At 41.2% G+C, this 19,006-nt stretch carries 11 protein-coding genes and 1 pseudogene; 8 read left to right on the top strand and 4 right to left on the bottom strand.

Annotation, left to right across the window (positions count from 1 at the left end):
- The first annotated feature begins 228 nt into the window (after positions 1-228).
- The 8 genes and pseudogenes from IPO83_13900 (at position 229) to IPO83_13865 (ending at position 14,207) form a co-directional block, all read left to right on the top strand.
- Entirely contained in the window at positions 229-1,509 is a 1,281-nt protein-coding gene (locus tag IPO83_13900) for a hypothetical protein (GenBank protein ID MBK9732345.1), read from the top strand.
- Between the two features lie 133 nt (positions 1,510-1,642).
- On the top strand, positions 1,643-2,593 hold the full coding sequence (locus IPO83_13895; GenBank protein MBK9732344.1) for an ROK family protein: 951 nt from the start codon (positions 1,643-1,645) through the stop codon (positions 2,591-2,593).
- A 39-nt stretch (positions 2,594-2,632) separates the two neighbouring features.
- Positions 2,633-4,981 (top strand): beta-N-acetylhexosaminidase, encoded by a 2,349-nt coding sequence (locus IPO83_13890; protein ID MBK9732343.1) that lies wholly within the window; start codon positions 2,633-2,635, stop codon positions 4,979-4,981.
- A 9-nt stretch (positions 4,982-4,990) separates the two neighbouring features.
- Positions 4,991-5,698, top strand: a complete 708-nt coding sequence (locus IPO83_13885; GenBank protein MBK9732342.1) for a copper homeostasis protein CutC — start codon at positions 4,991-4,993, stop codon at positions 5,696-5,698.
- 1 nt (position 5,699) lies between these two features.
- Positions 5,700-8,369: a glycoside hydrolase family 2 protein gene (locus tag IPO83_13880; protein MBK9732341.1), complete on the top strand. Its 2,670-nt coding sequence runs from the start codon at positions 5,700-5,702 to the stop codon at positions 8,367-8,369.
- A gap of 54 nt (positions 8,370-8,423) precedes the next feature.
- Entirely contained in the window at positions 8,424-9,896 is a 1,473-nt protein-coding gene (locus IPO83_13875) for a TPM domain-containing protein (protein ID MBK9732340.1), read from the top strand.
- Positions 9,897-10,180: 284 nt separating this feature from the next.
- Positions 10,181-12,992, top strand: a pseudogene (locus IPO83_13870) (GH92 family glycosyl hydrolase).
- Between the two features lie 276 nt (positions 12,993-13,268).
- Positions 13,269-14,207, top strand: coding sequence for a DUF4421 family protein (locus IPO83_13865; GenBank protein MBK9732339.1), 939 nt, complete (start codon positions 13,269-13,271; stop codon positions 14,205-14,207).
- A 26-nt stretch (positions 14,208-14,233) separates the two neighbouring features.
- Here the strand turns inward: IPO83_13865 and IPO83_13860 are convergent, their stop codons facing one another.
- The 4 genes from IPO83_13860 to arr form a co-directional block, all read right to left on the bottom strand.
- On the bottom strand, positions 14,234-14,743 hold the full coding sequence (locus IPO83_13860) for a YkgJ family cysteine cluster protein (protein MBK9732338.1): 510 nt from the start codon (positions 14,741-14,743) through the stop codon (positions 14,234-14,236).
- 174 nt (positions 14,744-14,917) lie between these two features.
- Entirely contained in the window at positions 14,918-15,505 is a 588-nt protein-coding gene (locus IPO83_13855) for a riboflavin synthase (GenBank protein MBK9732337.1), read from the bottom strand.
- A 127-nt stretch (positions 15,506-15,632) separates the two neighbouring features.
- A complete protein-coding gene (locus IPO83_13850) occupies positions 15,633-18,326 on the bottom strand; it encodes a gliding motility-associated C-terminal domain-containing protein (GenBank protein ID MBK9732336.1) in 2,694 nt (897 codons plus the stop codon).
- Between the two features lie 163 nt (positions 18,327-18,489).
- Positions 18,490-18,936, bottom strand: a complete 447-nt coding sequence (gene arr, locus IPO83_13845; protein ID MBK9732335.1) for an NAD(+)--rifampin ADP-ribosyltransferase — start codon at positions 18,934-18,936, stop codon at positions 18,490-18,492.
- Positions 18,937-19,006 lie beyond the last annotated feature (70 nt).

Below are 19,006 nucleotides of genomic sequence, written 5' to 3'. Positions count from 1 at the left end.
TACGGGAATTCAATTCAAAAGGAGAAAGTTGATGTAAATTGCTTCATTGTTTAATGGTTTAATTGTTGCCGCGAAGCGGGAGTATGATCTGAACTTGCCCTACAGTTCATTGACTGATTGAACTACTCCCCGGCTCCACCGCAACAATTCAACAGTTTAACAATTTAACAATTGACCATATAACCATTTAGCCATTCAATTAGAGTTAACTCCCAACTTACCAACAGCATGTCCAAATATTTTCTCGTACTCATCCTGCTCGTGTCTGTAAATGTTACCACGGTATTCAGTCAGAAAACCCGATTTGCAACTCCTGCTGACTTGAAATTTGACACCTTGGCAAAAAAAAATATTTCAAAATCATGCAGTAACTATGCTTCCTATTTATATGATTCATTGCACGCTGATTTCACTCCCATGCGAATAGTCCGCATCAATTTTCATGTGATACAGGATGGAAATGGAAAAAATAATTTTTCAGAGAAAGAAGCGGAAGTGTTTCTTAAACAACTGATAGCAGATGCCAACGGAAGATTAGGAAGCAATGAAAAAATGTTTTTGCCAAAAGACAATACCACAGAAGTTGTTCCCATACCTTATCGCTATGTATTAGCCGGAGATCCGGGCAATCCTGATGACAACGGCATCTATTTACACCGCGACGATACCTTGTTTGCCATGAATAAAAAATCGAAGAAGCAAGACAATGTGTATGATCGCCGGCAATATGAAAAGTATGGCGTGCAGAAAGAAAAAGTGATCAACATTTTTTTAATCGAACATTATCCTGACAGCGTTGCCAGCGCTACTTATAAAGCATCCAGCGATGGAGTCGGAATGGGCTCGTGGGCGAAACTGGTAGGAACTTACAATCTGTGGAAACATCCCAACATTTCAGCAAAGGGTGATACTTTTCGTTTTGGCTCCTGGGATCTTTCCGGACTCATGAACCATGAGTTGGGGCATTGCCTGGGCTTGTCACATTCCTGGAATGTAGATGATGGTTGTGATGACACACCGAAAAATCCGGGTTGCTGGAATTTTGGTCCACCGCCTTGTGAGATCTGTTCCAACAATGTAATGGACTACAATAATTATAAAAAAGCATTTACACCCTGCCAGATCGCCAAAGAGTGCATGAATTTCTACAATGATAAAACATCACGACGGTTCCTCATTCCTGACTGGTGCACTTACAACCCTGAAAAATCAATCACCATTGCAAACAACGAACAGATAGAATGGAATGGGTCGATGGATGTATTTGGTGATTTGATTATAGAAGACAATGCAACACTCACTATTCATTGTACAGTTTCAATGCCACCCGGATCTAAAATAATATTGCAACCTAAAGCAACACTAATCATGGACGGTTGCACCATTACCTCCCGCTGCGACAACGGAAATTGGGAAGGCATCGAAATTTCTTCCACTAAAAAGTTCACCTCAACTATCATCTCTAAAAATAAAGTGCTCATAGAGAAAGCAATTAACAGTCTTCAATAGCATATTGTTATCCATTCAACGGTTGTATAAAAATAATGTCAGGTGATGAGTTCTTTAGCTTTGAGGCTATCCGGCCTTACATTTTGTAATCGGAATAATTCTGCTCATCTTAACCGGAAATTCATTGAGATTCATGATGAAAAAAATAGTGGTTGGCATTGACATTGGGGGAACAAGCACAAAGTTCGGATTGGTGGATGAAGACGGAATAATCCTGCGACAGGAAACTGCCAAAACACCCAACTTTAAAAAGCCGGAAGACTTTGCCCATGTGATATCATCTTCTATCATTCAACTTTCGAAAGAACTTAAGAATGTGGAACTCGTTGGTGCAGGAATCGGAAGTCCCAATGGAAATTATTACTCCGGCACTGTTGAATTCGCTCCTAATCTTCCCTGGAAAGGCATTGTTCCTTTGGTCAACCTTTTTAAAGATGCACTCAAGCTGCCCGTCGTTTTGACCAACGATGCCAAAGCCGCAGCTATCGGCGAAATGCGATTTGGTGGCGCTAAAAACATGAAGCATTTTATTTTCATCACACTCGGCACCGGGCTCGGAAGCGGCATCGTTTCAAACGGCATGTTGGTTTATGGCAATGATGGTTTTGCAGGTGAGATGGGACATACCATTATTAAGGAAGACAGTAACCGGCTTTGTGGTTGTGGTCGTTATGGTTGTCTTGAAACCTACGCTTCGGCAACGGGTATCCGCAAATCTTACCTGAAGTTTCTCGCGGAAAAAGATAAACGCTCACCAGTTGAACCGGAAATGATTGATGCTTCCTATATTTTTCAACTCGCTAAACAAGGTGACGAAGAAGCGTTGAGTGCATTTAATTATACCGGTCACATTCTTGGTATTGCGCTCGCAAACGCGGTAACTTACTTAAGTCCTGAAGCTATCTTTCTCTTTGGAGGACTGGCACAATCCGGCGAATTAATTTTTAAACCCACACGTGAAACTTTTGAAAAGAACCTGCTGAAGATTTATCAGGGCAAAGTAAAAATTCTTCCATCGTTGCTGAATGATGGTGATGCTGCCATTCTCGGTGCAGCCTCTTTAATCTGGCATGAATTGAATTAACAGCCCACTTCCAAATCTGCAATACAAGAACATCGTTAAATGATTCGTTTCTATTTTTCTCTTCAATACTTTCTCATTTTTTGTGCCTTTCTGTTTTTGCAATTTCATTATAACAGTCCTGCTCACGCTCAAACTACTGTAAAGTCCGGAATCATTCCATTGCCGGTGTCAGTGAAAATTCTACCGGGAAATTTTGAGTTATCAAACGCCACTCATATTACCTGGAACAATCCGGACGATGCTGCTACTGCATCCATATTCAATTCACAATTGAAACAACAGTATTCAATTGTAATTCACGAAGAGGCAAACAGCAATCTTGAGACAAATGTTATTCGCATGCAGCGTATAAATGCCGGCGAATTGCCTGCTGAAGGTTACAGGATTTCTATTGATGAAAACAAAATCATTATCCAGGCAAAAGATGGTGCCGGAATATTTTACGCATTGCAAAGCTTACTGCAATTGTGTCCTCCTATGGCTGCTTCCGGTAAATTATTAATTCCAAAAACTATTCTTATTGACTATCCACGTTTTAACTGGCGCGGCATGCACCTTGATGTTGCCCGTCATTTTTTTTCTAAAGAACAAGTGAAAAAATATATTGATTATCTCGCCGCTTATAAATTCAACACCTTCCACTGGCACCTCACTGATGATCAGGGTTGGCGGATTGAAATAAAAAAATATCCGCTTCTCACATCGGTTGGCGCATGGCGCGATGGAACATTAATCGGTCATTACAGCAACCAGCCACAGTTCGATTCCATACGATACGGAGGATTTTATTCACAGGAAGATATCAGGGAAGTAGTGGCTTATGCACAAAAACGTTTCATCACTATTGTTCCCGAAATTGAAATGCCCGGACATGTATTGGCGCTTTTAAGTGCGTATCCGGAATTAGCTTGTTCCGGCAGTTCATTTAATGTTGCAAAGAATTGGGGTGTATTCAACGATGTATTGTGCCCGACAGAAGAAACAATTTCATTCATGCAGAATGTATTGCTCGAAGTAATGGAGTTGTTTCCTTCAAAATACATTCACATCGGCGGTGATGAATGTCCAAAGGAACAGTGGCAAAAAAGTGTCTATTGCCAGAACCTGATGCAGCAATTGAGATTGAAAAACGAAAATGCACTGCAGGGATATTTTACCAGGCGAATAGAAACATTTGTAAGTGCACATGGAAGGAGTATTATTGGGTGGGATGAAATTCTTGAAGATGGCTTGTCAACAAGCGCTGCTGTGATGAGCTGGCGGGGAATTGACGGTGGAACCGCGGCTGCCTCTTCAAATCATAACGTGGTGATGTCACCTACAGATTTTTGTTATTTTGATTATTACCAATCGCAGAATACGCATGAACCTCTTGCCATTGGTGGTTATGTTCCGCTTGAAAAAGTATATGCATTTGAGCCGATGCCGCCTGCACTCGCTACAGATAAACAATCTTTCATCATGGGCGGACAAGCCAATCTATGGACAGAGTACATCGAATCTTTTTCAAAATTGCAATACATGATCTTCCCGAGAATTTGCGCGATGAGCGAAGTGCTCTGGAGTCAAAAAGAAAATCGCAACTATGCTGATTTTGTTGCAAGACTTTCCGCGAATCATTTTCCGGAATTTAATGCGGCAAAAATTAACTACTCCAAAGCTATACTGGAAGCTAAGTTTGCCTTAAGACCCAATGAAAATGGTGCAGGAATTATCGCCCGTCTCTTTACTGACGATCCTTCGGCAACTATTAATTATAACCTCAGCTCCTACGAAAATGAAATCCTATCCGCCACCAACAACACTCAGTTTGAACGCGGCCCGATTGATTTACTGATCACACATTCTGTAATAATGAACATAAAGTCGAAGGATGTGTCAGGTAATTTGAGTGCTGAAAATGTGCAGCAACTGGAAATAAATAAAGCTACCGCCAAGAATATCACGTTACTCAATGCACCGGATGCCAAATACAGCAACGGCGGACCTTTTACGCTCGTGAATGGAATCGTTGGTCATCTTCCATGGAATGGCAGTGAATGGCTCGGATTTTCAGGAAAAAACATCGAAGCAATGGTTGATCTCGGCAAGTCAGAAATGATTTCCAAAATATCTCTTGGTGTATTAGATGATGAAGGAAGCTGGATCTATCTTCCGCAACAGGTTACTGTTTCCATTTCTTCCGACGGAAAAACTTTTCGGACAGTAGGTACAAAAAATAATGAAGCGATAAAAAAAACAGGTGGAAGAAAAGCCACTTTTACTTTTACTAAAACTACAACCCGCTACATAAAAATAATAGCGGTGAATGCAGGAAATATTCCTGCCGGGAAAGCAGGATCCGGAAATCCTGCCTGGCTTTTCGCGGATGAGATTGGAATCGAATAATCATCTCTCATGCAGAAGAAAAAATTAATCTTCGAGGTTTGTGCGAATGGGATACAATCCGCCATCAATGCGCAATTGGCGGGAGCTGACAGAATTGAGCTCTGCGAATATTTGGAAGTGGGAGGATTGACGCCACACGACAAAATAATCCGGGACGCAAAGGAATTGATTCATATTCCGATTCATGTGCTTATCCGTCCCCGCGCGGGTAATTTCGTGTTTTCGGAGGAAGAATATGATTGCATGAAAGAGGAAATTATCCGTTGCAAAAAAATGCAGGTCGCTGGAATCGTAACAGGTGTCCTAAATCCTGATCGCACCATAGACAAAATTCGTTGCGCCGAACTGATGGAACACGCTCATCCGCTTTCCATTACCTTTCATCGGGCCTTTGATGTGGTGCACGATCCAATACAATCGCTGAAAGAATTGATTGAGCTAGGAGTTGACCGCGTGCTTACTTCAGGTCAGCAAGAAAATCCATTGGCAGGCGCTCAACTGATCAAAGAATTAATGAACCATTCTAATGGCAGAATATCCATCCTGGCTGGCGGCGGAATTACGGAAGAAAATATTTCCGCCATTGTGAAAGAATCCGGAATCACTGAAATTCATTTCTCCGCAAGAAAAAAACAAGTTGATGGAAGTTATGTTTCAGATTTGATGCGGATCAAAAACATGATGCAGGCAGCTAATGATACTTTCATAAACCTCTAACGTGAAAAGTTTAGCAAAAGAAAAATTTACTTCGTTATTTTTCATTGCCTTCCTGTCGTTGATTGATCTCTTCTGCCTGGATATCAGCGCAATCGCGCAATCTGTTTCTATTTCACTCACCTCTGAGAACGGTATATCCTGGCAATTTCGAAAAGCCGGTGATTCAATCTGGCTTCCCGCAACCATTCCCGGAACAGTCCACACTGACCTTCTCGATAATCATTTGATTCCTGATCCTTATTATAGTGACAATGAAAAAAAAGTGCAATGGGTAGAAAACGAAGACTGGGAATATCAAGCTTATTTTTCCTGTCCTGCTTATCTGCTCAGTCAAAAAAACATTGAATTGCAATTTGACGGATTGGATACTTATGCTGATGTTTATCTGAACGACACATTGATCCTGCGTGGAGAAAACATGTTCCGGATTTACACAGTCGATGTACAACGACTTTTAAGTCGTTACTCCCCTCCATCCATATCCAAAGACACCGTACAACAACTTTTAAACGGTACCACCAACCACCTTCTCATTCACTTTTACTCCGCAACCAAAAAAGGAACTCAAATCATCAATCAAATTCCTTATCCACTTGCCGGTGATGTAGATGGCAAAACAGTAACCCGCAAAGCGCAGTATCAATATGGCTGGGATTGGGGACCGAGACTGATTTCGTGCGGCATTTGGAAAAACATCAACCTCATTGGATGGAGCCCTTTTAATTTAGAGCATGCACTGGTCAATCAGGATTCGTTAATCAATGACTCAGCTTACTTATCAATTCATGCTCTTATCAATTCCAATGTTGAAAAATCCTATTCGTTTACTTTTTCAAATACATCAGGAACAGAATCTGCTACAACTATTTTTGATTTGCAAATTGGAATGAATGAAGTTATCATTCCTCTTAAAATTTCTCAACCGCAACTCTGGTGGTGCAATGGATGGGGAGAACAGAAATTATACAACCTGCAACTATGCATTGATGGAGATTTATGTGCCGTTTTATTCCGTACAAAATTCGGAATCAGAACATTGAAACTGGTGCAACAAAAAGATTCGATCGGTTCGGGATTCACATTTGAACTGAATGGTATTCCCGTTTTTATGAAAGGCGCCAACTACATTCCGCCTGATAATTTTATTCCGCGTGTTACCCATTCAGATTATGTAAAAATAATTGATGATGCAGTTGCGTCAAATATGAACATGCTTCGGGTTTGGGGAGGAGGCGTATATGCGGACGATGCGTTTTATCAACTGTGTGATGAAAAAGGCATTTTGATCTGGCAGGATTTTATGTTCGCAGGCGCGATGGTTCCCGGTGATTCTGCTTTTGTAGAGAATGTGAAACAGGAAATAAAAGACAATGTGATCCGGTTGCGAAACCATGCGTGTATTGCCCTGTGGTGCGGTAACAATGAAATTGACGAAGCCTGGCACAACTGGGGCTGGCAGGCACAATATCATTATGAGGAAGCTGCTCAGAAAAAAATATGGAATGATTATTTGAATCTGTTTCAAACTGTAATTCCTGATGTAATTCATCAATATGATCCTCAGCGGTTTTATGTCCCCTCCTCTCCTGAAATTGGTTGGGGTCATAAAGAAAGTTTGCAGCAGGGCGATGCGCATTATTGGGGTGTCTGGTGGGGGAAAGAACCTTTTGATATCTACAATCAAAAAATTGGGAGGTTCATGAGCGAGTATGGTTTCCAGGGTTTGCCTGCCATGAAAACGATCAATAAATTTTCATCTACAGAAGATTACAGCCTGAAATTTACAGGAGAAAATAAATTTTCAGATGTAATGAACATTCATCAAAAGCATCCAACGGGCTTTGAAACAATAAACGAATATCTTGAAAGGGATTACAACACGCCGAAAGACTTTGAAAGTTATGTTTATGTTTCGCAGCTATTGCAACGCGATGGAATAACTACTGCAATTGAAGCGCACCGCCGTGCAAAACCTTATTGTTCGGGTACTTTATACTGGCAACTGAATGATTGCTGGCCGGTAGTTTCATGGAGCAGTCGTGACTATTATGGCGAATGGAAGGCCCTTCAATTCGCTGTCAAAGAACTATACAAACCATTTTTGATTTCAATAATTAAAGAGGATAAATATTTTAAAGTGTTTGTTGTTTCAGATTCATTAGCGGAGGTAACCGGTTTATTAAAATTGGATTTGTATGATTTCAACGGAACAAAGATAAAGTCGGCTGAAAAAATTGTTACAGTAAGTGCCAATCAAAGTCAGCTTGTATTTTCACTCGACGAAAAAAAACTTCCAAAGAATTTTGCAGCCGGCAAATCTGTTTTAGCTGTTTCATTCGCTACAGGTGAACATCTATTGGCCAAAAAGAATTATTTCTTTACAAAACCTAAAGACCTCGCGCTTCCAAAATTGACAATTGAACAGCATATAAAATATCTTGACGATCATTCTTTAGTGAAAGATTTTCCCTACCAATATCAAATTGAACTTTCCAGCAATCATTTTGCAAAAGACGTCTATCTTGAATGTCAAAACGAGGACTTGAAATTCAGAGAAAACTTTTTCGACCTGTTTCCGAATCAAAAAAAAACAATCAATCTATTTTCAAAAAGCAAAATTAATGTTACCGATCTTTCGATAAAGATTACGTCACTGGTGGATAGTTATTAATCATTTCCATTCAATGTATCGCTATATTTTCATTGGTAGAAACCTAACTCAAAAATGCTACTCCTTCAAAAAATATCGTGTACACTGTTCCTGATCATCTGCTCTTCTCTGGCCTATTCAACAGGAATATATACTGTGGAGAATCTACCAGATCCAAAATCATCGCCTGGTTTTCAGTATGTCAGCAACCCTGACCATGTGCTTTCGGAATCCACTGTTGCTGGCATTGATTCTCTGTTAAAAAACCTGGAGCTCACCACCACTTGCCAGGTTGCAGTGGTAGTCGTTAATTCAATTGGTGAAACGGTTCCCAAGTCTTTTGCTACACAATTATTCAACTACTGGGGAATCGGTGATCGCGAAAAAGACAATGGTCTTTTGATATTGATGGTCATGGATCAAAGATCGATAGAATTTGAAACCGGCAAAGGCATGGAAGGAATTTTACCGGACGTTACCTGTAAATACATTCAGGAACAATTTATGGTGCCTTATGCCAAAGCCGGAAACTATGATGCCTGCATCTTTGGTGGAGTTAAAGCTGTGATCACGTACATTACTGATCCAAAGAATGCACCGGAAGTAATGGCTGAAAATTCATCCGCTTTTGGTCAATCATTTACAGATCCACTTCAGGAGCCCTTCAGTTTTATATATCTGATTGCGGCAGGAATTATCTATCTCTTGTTGCTCATCATCTTTCGCCCGAAAAAAAATGAACCTGGAATGAAGGAATATGTTGCGAAGTATAACGACAACTCCTACTGGTGGGTGAAAACACTGATAATAAATATAGGATTCCCTGTTGCATATCTCTGGTCACAATTTACGTATGACCCACCGCTGACCATAGCGGAATTCATCATCGCATTTTACATTTTTCTGATTGTGCTACTCATCGAACACAGACTCAGAGTCAACCAATACATTGAAAAATTTTATGAAACGGATCGTGCTGCCGCTCATCTTGCACTCACAAAATCAAACCGATACTGGACGATCACTTACTTCCTGTTTCCGATTCCTTTCCTGCTGTATAAATTTTTTAAAGACCAAAAGCTTAAGAGAATCAGGAATGCACCTTATACCTGCGACCATTGCAGCAGCCTGATGACCAGGCTGGATGAAAATTCAGACGATCAGTATCTATCAAAAACTCAGTTGGTGGAAGAGCAGATTCATTCGGTAGATTACGATGTTTGGCACTGCTATCATTGCGGGAATCAGTCAACACTTATCTATCCCAACATTTCGTCTAAATATTCCGAATGCAAACATTGCAAGGCACGCACAAGCTATATCAAAGGACGCATTACAACGAAACCTCCCAGCTACACCTCTTCAGGAGTTGGCAAAAAAATTATTGATTGCATGAACTGCCATCAAACTGATGAGGTACCCTATACAATTCCTATGCTGGTGCATAGCAGTAGTTCAGGTGGAAGCTCAGGTTCTTCAGGAAGCAGTGGTGGGTCTAGCTGGGGCGGTGGAAGTTCAGGTGGCGGTGGCGCAGGATCGAGGTGGTAAGTTTTTAAATACAGAAAATGAAGAGTTGCTAATTGGTGATTGGAAAAAGACTCTTGATTACATTTGGAGCACAAATTTTATTTCTGGAATTTCGCTCCTCACATCCAATCAAATCCGTGAATAGAAAACTCTCCTTTTTTACACCACTGAAAGTTGTTTTTGTTGCCTTCTTTTTGTGCCCACAAATTTCTGCTGCACAATCTTCCCTCACCCAATTCGTAAACCCCTTCATTGGCACAGGAGGCCATGGGCATACTTTTCCCGGAGCAACAATTCCATTTGGAATGATTCAACTTTCTCCTGACACACGTATTGATGACAGTTGGGATGGCTGCGGCGGTTATCATTACAGCGATTCTGTGATCTATGGATTCACACACACGCACCTTAGCGGAACGGGAGTGAGTGACTATGGCGATATTTTATTAATGCCAACATTGGGTGAACCTGTTTTAACGCCGATGAAAAACGGAAACTTCAAGGATGGATACGCTTCTCATTTTTCACATGCACATGAAGCTGCTGCACCGGGATATTATGCAGTGCATCTTGACGATAACAATATTGATGTTGAATTAACAACTGCATCAAGAGTGGGCATGCACAAATACACATTCCCGAAGTCAGAACAATCCAATATCATTCTCGATCTCGCTCACCGTGATGAAGTAATTGAATCATCAGTAACCATTATTGATGGACGGCATGTGCAAGGTATGCGCCGTTCAAGAGGATGGGCAGCTAACCAGGTGGTTTATTTCGCAATCGAATTCTCCAAGCAATTCAATACGTATGGAATTTCTGTAAATGGGGTGATGGCTCCGGCGGAGCAATTGTCAAACTCCAATGAACAGGCCGGAAAAAATATCCAGGCATTCTTTCAATTCAATACCAGCAATGGAGAAGCTATTCTTGCAAAAGTTGCCTTGTCGGCCGTCAGTATGGAAGGTGCACGAAACAATCTCGAGCGTGAACTACCGACCTGGGACTTTGAAGAAGTGCACATAAATGCAGATGCAACCTGGAATTACAGGCTGAATAAAATAGAAGTGAAAGGCGGAACTGCTACACAAAAAAAAATATTCTATACCGCTTTATATCATTGCATGATTGCGCCGAATGCCTATAATGATGTTGACAAAAACTATCGCGGCAGAGACGGACAGGTACACAATACAAGGTCGACCTATTACACAGTTTTTTCACTGTGGGATACCTATCGTGCTTTACATCCGCTGCTTACTATTCTTGCACCAAAAGAAACAGGCGATTTCATACAAACCATGTTGTTGCAATTCGAACAAGGGGGAAAGTTTACCAGTATGGGAATTGTCTTCCAACGAAACCAATTGCATGATCGGCTATCATGCTGTTTCAGTAATAGCGGATGCCGCAGCAAAAGGAATAAAAGGTTTCGATTATAACAAAGCGCTGGATGCAATGAAGGCGAGTGCCGGCAGCAACAAGTTCGGTTTATCTTCCTACCGGGAAAACGGATGCATCAGTGTTAGTGACGAAGGAGAGTCGGTTTCCAAAACGCTGGAATATGCGTACGATGACTGGTGCATTGCTCAAATGGCATTAAAGATGAATGATACTGCCACTTATAAAACATTTATTCAACGTGCACAATTCTGGAAGAACCTGTTTGATCCTGAAACAGGTTTTATGCGTCCAAAGAAAAACGGAAATTTTATTTCACCGTTCGATCCTTATGAAGTGAATTTCAATTATACGGAAGCCAATGCGTGGCAATACCGGTTTGCCGTTCAACAGGACATTGAAGGATTAAAAAAAATGTCCGGTGGTGCACAAAAAATGGAAGCCGCGCTGGACTCTCTTTTTTCCACCACCTCGAAAACATCAGGAAGAGAACAATCAGACATCAGCGGACTGATTGGTCAGTATGCACATGGTAATGAACCAAGTCATCACATGGCTTATCTGTATGATTATACAGGCAATCCCGGAAAGACGCAGTCACTGATATCTGAGATCATCAACAATATGTACCACGATTCTCCTGATGGATTGATCGGAAATGAAGACTGCGGACAGATGAGCGCATGGTACGTGCTAAGCGCAATGGGATTTTATCCTGTAACTCCGGGCTCACCGTATTATGCGATCGGCACACCATTGTTCGACACTGTAAAAATTCATCTCGATAATCAGAAGACCTTTACCATCGTCGCGCACCATGCGACAGCAAAAGATATTTACATTCAATCAATGAAAGTTAACGGACAGCCAACGGATACCTTTTATCTTTCACAGTCTATGATTCTGCAGGGAAAAACGGTCAGCTTTCAAATGGGAAGTCAACCCCGAAATCAACCAAACTGGGTTACCGCTCCTCCTTCAGCTATCACCGCATTTCCAATCGTAATGAGTCCGGTGATTGTGGCAAAGGATAATTCCTTCCGCGAAAACATGATTGTATCCATTCAATCACCTGTAACCGGAAGTAAACTTTATTACACATTGGATCATTCAGCGCCAGGAAAAAAATCTCCCCCTTATGTAAAAGCATTTTCTATTCATGATAATACTACCGTGAAAGCGGTGGCCATCAATAATAAAGGAGAGGAAAGCAAAATAGTAACAGCAGATTTTCGCAAGACTGCATTCAACTGGAATGTAACTTATCTTACAACGTACAATCCGCAATACAACGGAGGAAGCGATCTGGTATTGATTGATGGTGAGTCGGGCAACAAAAATTTCAAAAGCGGAGCGTGGCAAGGTTGGTGGGGAAATGATATGGAACTGCAGATAGACCTCGGAAAAATTCAAAGTGTTAGTTCAGCCGGAGCAGAGTTTTTGCAGGATCAACAGGCCTGGATCATCCTGCCCTCACAATTGGATATAGAAGGTTCCGCAGATGGGAAAAGTTTTACACGTCTCTCCACAGTTCAAAATAATATTTCTCCCATGGAATCAAATGCAATCGTACAGCAACTTAAAGCAGAATTTGCCCCGCAGCAGGTAAGGTATATTAAATTGAAAGCGCATAATTATGGCAAATTACCTGTAAAACACTTGTCAGCCGGCAATGATGCCTGGATATTCTGTGATGAAATATTTATCAGGTAGCAAAAGAAAATTGCTGACGATCCATGAGCTTGATTATCTTGTAACCGTACCATTAAAGGCAGCATGAGTATTGCCATCACCGATCACTATAAAATAGCTGGAGTACAATTCCGGGAAATTAATACAAGCTACCTACAGGTAAAAATCATTAATAAATAAATGAATAAGCAAAGCATGCAGTACATCTTTCTTCGGGTCATGAAATCGTTGGTAATGCTCGGGCTTTGTATTTCATTCCAGGCTTCAATTCCTGCCTTTGCCCAATTCCCACGGTTCATGACTGCAAAGGTTGTATATGACACCTCATTCCTCAACCGGGCGCCTTCCAGGTGGTCAATCAGACTCTATTCTATTACCAAATACCAACAGTTTAGGATGTACAGTGGTTCTACAGAAGCAGGACTTCGATATGCACCGAATAAATTTTATGGAATTGGCGGCGGTGTATCATATAACCGGCTCAATCTGGATCTCGCTTTTCATTCCATTGCCAACAAACCTCAGAATGACTCAGAGCATGAAAGCTCTACATTTGATTTCATTGGTTCTTTATATGCAGGTCAGCATCTCTTCGAAATCTTCCTTCAGCAAAGCAAAGGCATGTTTGGCTCCTACGAGAAGAGCGCGGCGGTAACATCTACCATCAATGATACCACCATCGGTTACCGGCCCGACATCACAGCATTTAACATGGGAGTAGATTATAATTTCCTGTTCAACTCGAACAAACTAACCTTCGCATCGCTGATAGGAACGGAGATTCAGAAAAAAAGCGCGGGCGGACCGATGGCCGGTTTATTTTTTTCGTCCTACAATTTACACGCAGACAGCAGTATTGTGCCTGCTGTTTATGCCTCAGTTTTTGAGGACCATGGCGAATTAACCGATATCAATACGTTTAACATCGGACTGAGTGCAGGTTATGCTTACACCTTCGTATTCCCGCTTCACTTCTTCTTTACTATTGCGCTCACACCTGGCTTCTCCTTCTCGAGAAGTGAAGTGAAAGCATATAATGAATGGTATGTTGCAGGTAATCCGGTTAAAGTTTCTCTTAAACTTATTACACGAGGCGCATTGGGTTACAACGGGAAAAAGTTCTACGGCATCCTTTCCATGGTGAATGATCAAAGTCTGATTAATATCAGCAATGAAAATCAATTTCAGCAGGATCTAGGTAAGATCAAATTTGTAGTCGGATACCGTATAAAATAAAGCGCGCAATTATTTCTGCGGAAGAATTATCCAAACTGCAATTTAATCTTGTCCACTATTTCACTCACAGCCGGACAGATGCCGATATTCTCATAAATCACATCAAGCTGCTCAGGTGATAGCCGGAGTTTTGCAGGAGGATAAGTTCTGCAACCCATTGGTCGTATTTCATAAATCGAACATTTATTATCATCACCTAAAAAAGTGCAGGGTAGCTTCTTGGTAAAATATTCATACTCCGGAACAGCTTTCAGATATTTTTTTATAAATTCTTGCGAAGTCATTCCAAAGTGTTTTGAAATGCGCTTTACATCCGGCGTCTCAAAAACAGGCTGTGCAATCTTGCAACAGTTCGCACATTCAAGGCAATTGGTATGGGCAAAAACCTCATCATTCACGGCCTTAAATGCTTTTTCAAGTCCCTTGGGCTTATCTGTCTTGAATCGCTCAAAGAGTTTCTTATTGCTTCGTCGTTGAACCTTCGCTTTCTGCTTTACTTTTTCTATGAGTCGCTTAAACTTTGCTGTTGTTGCCATTCTGTTTTTTATCGGGCGCTAATGTAGGGAAATGGGGCGTTAGTAGTGAGTAGCGAGTAGCGAGTCGTTAGTCTTTTAGTCTTTTAGTCTTCAGTCATTGGTCATTAGTCATTAGTCATTGGGTCACCCTGCTCAACTGTCATTTGTCAATTGTCCACTGTCAACTGTCAATTCTCAATTCCTCTTCAACATCCTCTCCACATACTTCCCAATAATATCATACTCGATATTCACCTCATCAAAAGGTTTAAGATGCTTGAACGTAGTGTGTTCAAACGTATAAGGAATAATGACTACGGTAAATTTCTTCCTGGTGGCTTTCACTACTGTTAAACTCACGCCGTTGATACATACAGATCCTTTTTCTACGAGTAAATTACTTTTCGATTCACTGATCTTAAAAGAATAAACCCAACTGCCTTCTCTTTCATCCACCTTGCTGCACAACACCACTTCATCTACATGTCCTTGTACTAAATGTCCATCCAGCCTTCCGTTCATTAACATCGAACGCTCAAGATTCACAGCGTCACCTTGCTGTTTGTTTTTCAAATTAGAACGTTGCAGTGTTTCTTCCACCGCTGTTACTGTATGTGTGTTGCCTTCAATATTTACCACCGTAAGACATACACCATCATGTGATACACTCTGATCAATCTGCAAAGCAGCCGAAATAGTCGATTCAATTGAAAAATGAACGTTGCTTCCCTCCTGTTTTAATTCGACTATTTTTCCTGTTGTTTCTATGATTCCCGTAAACATTCGTTGCTGATTTTCTATTTCCTGATAGGGTATTTTTATAATGTGTGCTGACCCTCATTTTTTTCAACGATGAATACTGAAATGTGTCGCTGAATATGCTGGCTCCATTTGCAAATCCAGGCATCCATCACCTGAACAAATGAATATATCCGCTCAAAGTGGGAAATGCTTTTGCATCACCATTCGCAAAAACATCACATACATAATAGTAGGTGCCGGCTGCAACATCCTTTCCTGTCTTCAGATCTTTTCCGTTCCAGCCAATAAAAGGATCTGTGGTCTGAAAGACCAAAGCTCCCCACTGGTCAAAAATCTTTATGTCAATTTTCTCTACAAAACGTATCGGCAGAAAGGGATGAAACAAATCATTTCTTTCATCACCGTTAGGCGTGAATACATTCGGTAATTCATACACCGGACAATTTTCAACACAAACCACAGAGGACTTCGGGCCTTCATTCGCATAAGAATCAACGGCAGCCACTGCATAACAACCTGCAATAGTGTTGTCCTGCGTATGAATAAAAAAGGTATCGCTCAATGAACCGATCAATGCCAGAGGCTGATCTGCAGTGCCTGCAAAATATACATTGAAGGAGATTACATCATCTGCGCAGGTATGGTTTGGATTATTCCAGATCAGTTCATTGGTAAAACCTGTCAGCGCAAAGTTCTCTGTATTGCAAAGGTTCTTGATGTTAAGTGCCGGTGCGCAAGGACCAATAGAATCTACCGGAACATCACAAACTTGCTGAGAAAGATTTATGATCGGATTAATAAAACCGGGCGCCGAATAGCTGCCCTCACTCTTTACGTAATAGCATTGTTCCACTCCATTGGCCAACGATCCATCAGTATAGCTCAATGTTGTGCTTACTCCAATCGAATCAAATGTTCCAATGGAATTTTTACGGTAAACAGCATAGTATGCATTTTGCCAGGGCACATTTAAAGTCCAGTCAACCAGCACAGCATTATCAATTCCTGTTGTGTTCACAAAAACACTGGAAGCTATTTCTGTTTCACCGATAAAATTTCCGTTTGAATAAAAACCTATTTTATACGAATATGGATTATCCAAAGTATTCAACCCATCATCATTATAGGTCGAGTCGTTTAGCGTTCCAAAGGTTAGTGCGCTGAATGAATCTATGCGTTGCAGGAGGCCTCCGGGCATACCGACCGATCGCCAGATTACATATTTATACGGACCAGGATTTTGAAGCGTGTCAAGATCAAGCGGGCTCGGTTTTGACCAGGCGATGTACATAGTTCCGTTATTGGTGCTTGTAGTGGTCACGCTTACATTGGTGATCACAGGCACTTCTTTCAAAAGCTGCGCGCATGCTTCCGGAGATGGAAGACTTTCAACATTATTATAATAGAAACCGGCAGGCTCAGGTGTCTTATCAGCAAACTCTGCAAGAATACGGTAACAATACAATTTTCCTCTTTCAGCATTCACATCAAGAAACTGGTAATCTGCCAGGTATTGTGCAATTTTTATGTATCCCTTTCCATTTAAACCCACATCACAATTATTAACTACAAACGGATTACTGCCCTCTTTTCTCCATACTGAAAATCCAATGAAACGCGCCGTACCCGCACAGGCATAAGGATTGGCCCACGAAACCAGCACATCATTTCCGCTGGGCACTGCTACTACACCTTGCGGAGGTGGTGCCACTACAGTAATCAGCCAGTTTTTAATATCAACTAATGGAACTGAATAACTGTCCTGTGCTTTAAAGATTACCTGGTAAAAAGGTCCCCTCACATGATCGCAGGTGGTGTTCCATTCAAAATTTCCCACTGCTTCACCGGTTCCTGACACCGAGGAAAATGTAGCCGGACTGATCGCTAATTCATAAGGACCGCCATTCGAAGTCATGGTTACATGTTGACCAACATCCTGATCAGTGGCCACAACTTCCAGTTCAAGCTTTGCACCTGCAATTACACAGGTATCAAATATTGCTGCAATTACCGGTGGATTATTATTAGTACAATTCACGATAACTTCCATGTCACGCACCATGGTTCCTATGCAAATTCCTTTGCGGAATTCCTTGATAAGGATTGCAAAATTGTAAATATCACAGAAGATTGGTGTAGACCAGACGACTTCACCTGTTGCATGATCGATAGTAAATGTTTGTCCGGCAGGTGTGCCTGGAATTTGGTTAGGGTCTACATAGTTTTGAACCGGAAGACTTGCTCCTTTCCTGGGAACAATAAATTCAAAGGTCAGACTGTCGCCATCCGGATCATACGCATTCGGATTGTGGATGAAGGTCTGAAAAGCATTGCCAAAATCTATCGGCGGATTCAATAAGATCGGCGAACTGTTAAATGCATAAAACTGCGGATCAGGAATCTTCAGCGTATCCTCAATGTAAAAAGGCTCATTCACTGAATTTCCGCCATTGATATTGATGATGTCTGTGATGCGATTGGGATCTGTCATCGAAAGCACGTAGGATCCCATTCCCGGATACGTATGAACTCCTGTGTATTCATTGTATTTGATGTCGTTGCCGATGTATACACCATTCCCACCGCCATTTGACCTGGCCAGGGTATCCCTTGTGTTATCACCCCAAACTATTTCGAGGCTGTCGCGGTCTGCGGCTACAGAACTTTCCTTGGTGTAAGTAATAATGGTTGCCTGGTACGTAAATCCGGAAAGATGCTTATAGATGATTTCTCCTGCACGGTTGTGCGTAGCATTAGCATTTGAAAAAAATACCAAACTGAAAACAACCGATAAAACGATTGCTGGAATTCTTCGATAAGATGGCATGAAATAACCCTGCATGGTAATTTTAAGTAGTAACGCAAATTACAATTATTTCGGGAGCTGAAACAACGAGGGAGAAGTTTGAATGGTTTGAAAAGTTTAGATGGTTTAGCGTGTTTAGATTGTTAATGAGGTTACGCTTGTTTATCCTGGGGAAACGAGAACTTTTTCCATTCGAATCTTAATCATTTAATGAATCAATCCCTTGTTGCTTGAGTAGTGCAAGATGATCCTTCATTACTTTAACTTGTTCATTTGGATGTGCTTGCCAATTACAAACTTCTCCGACAACTCTGAATGGATGCATTGACCGATAAGATTTCGTGGGATTACCGGGGAATTTTTTATCCGTCAAGTCAGGATCATCTTCAATTAAGCCTGTAGGTTCTACTAAATAAATTCTTTCCTTTCCTTCGCCAAATGCAAGTTCAGCTCCCCAGATGGCAGCGTCCAGCGTACCGGTCAGAAAAATATATTTCGCATTTTTTCTTTTTCCATAATTTGAATTGAATCCCACTTCAAGCAAATCACCAACTTTCAGCTCAGCTCTTGTCCCATGAAAGTATGTCTGAGCAAACGGGGTTGCACCCTGTCCGTCAAACTTGGGTTTTTCGCTGTTTTTTTCCATTGCCATAAATTCTTGTTTTAGTTGAGCTATTATAATTACAACTGATGCTGACAATCTTTGATTTTAGGCA

Source organism: Chitinophagaceae bacterium (assembly GCA_016717285.1).
Taxonomy (GTDB): Bacteria; Bacteroidota; Bacteroidia; order Chitinophagales; family UBA10324; genus JACCZZ01.
The sequence above is the reverse complement of the archived record's forward strand: the minus strand, read 5'-3'. Positions and strand labels throughout refer to the sequence as shown.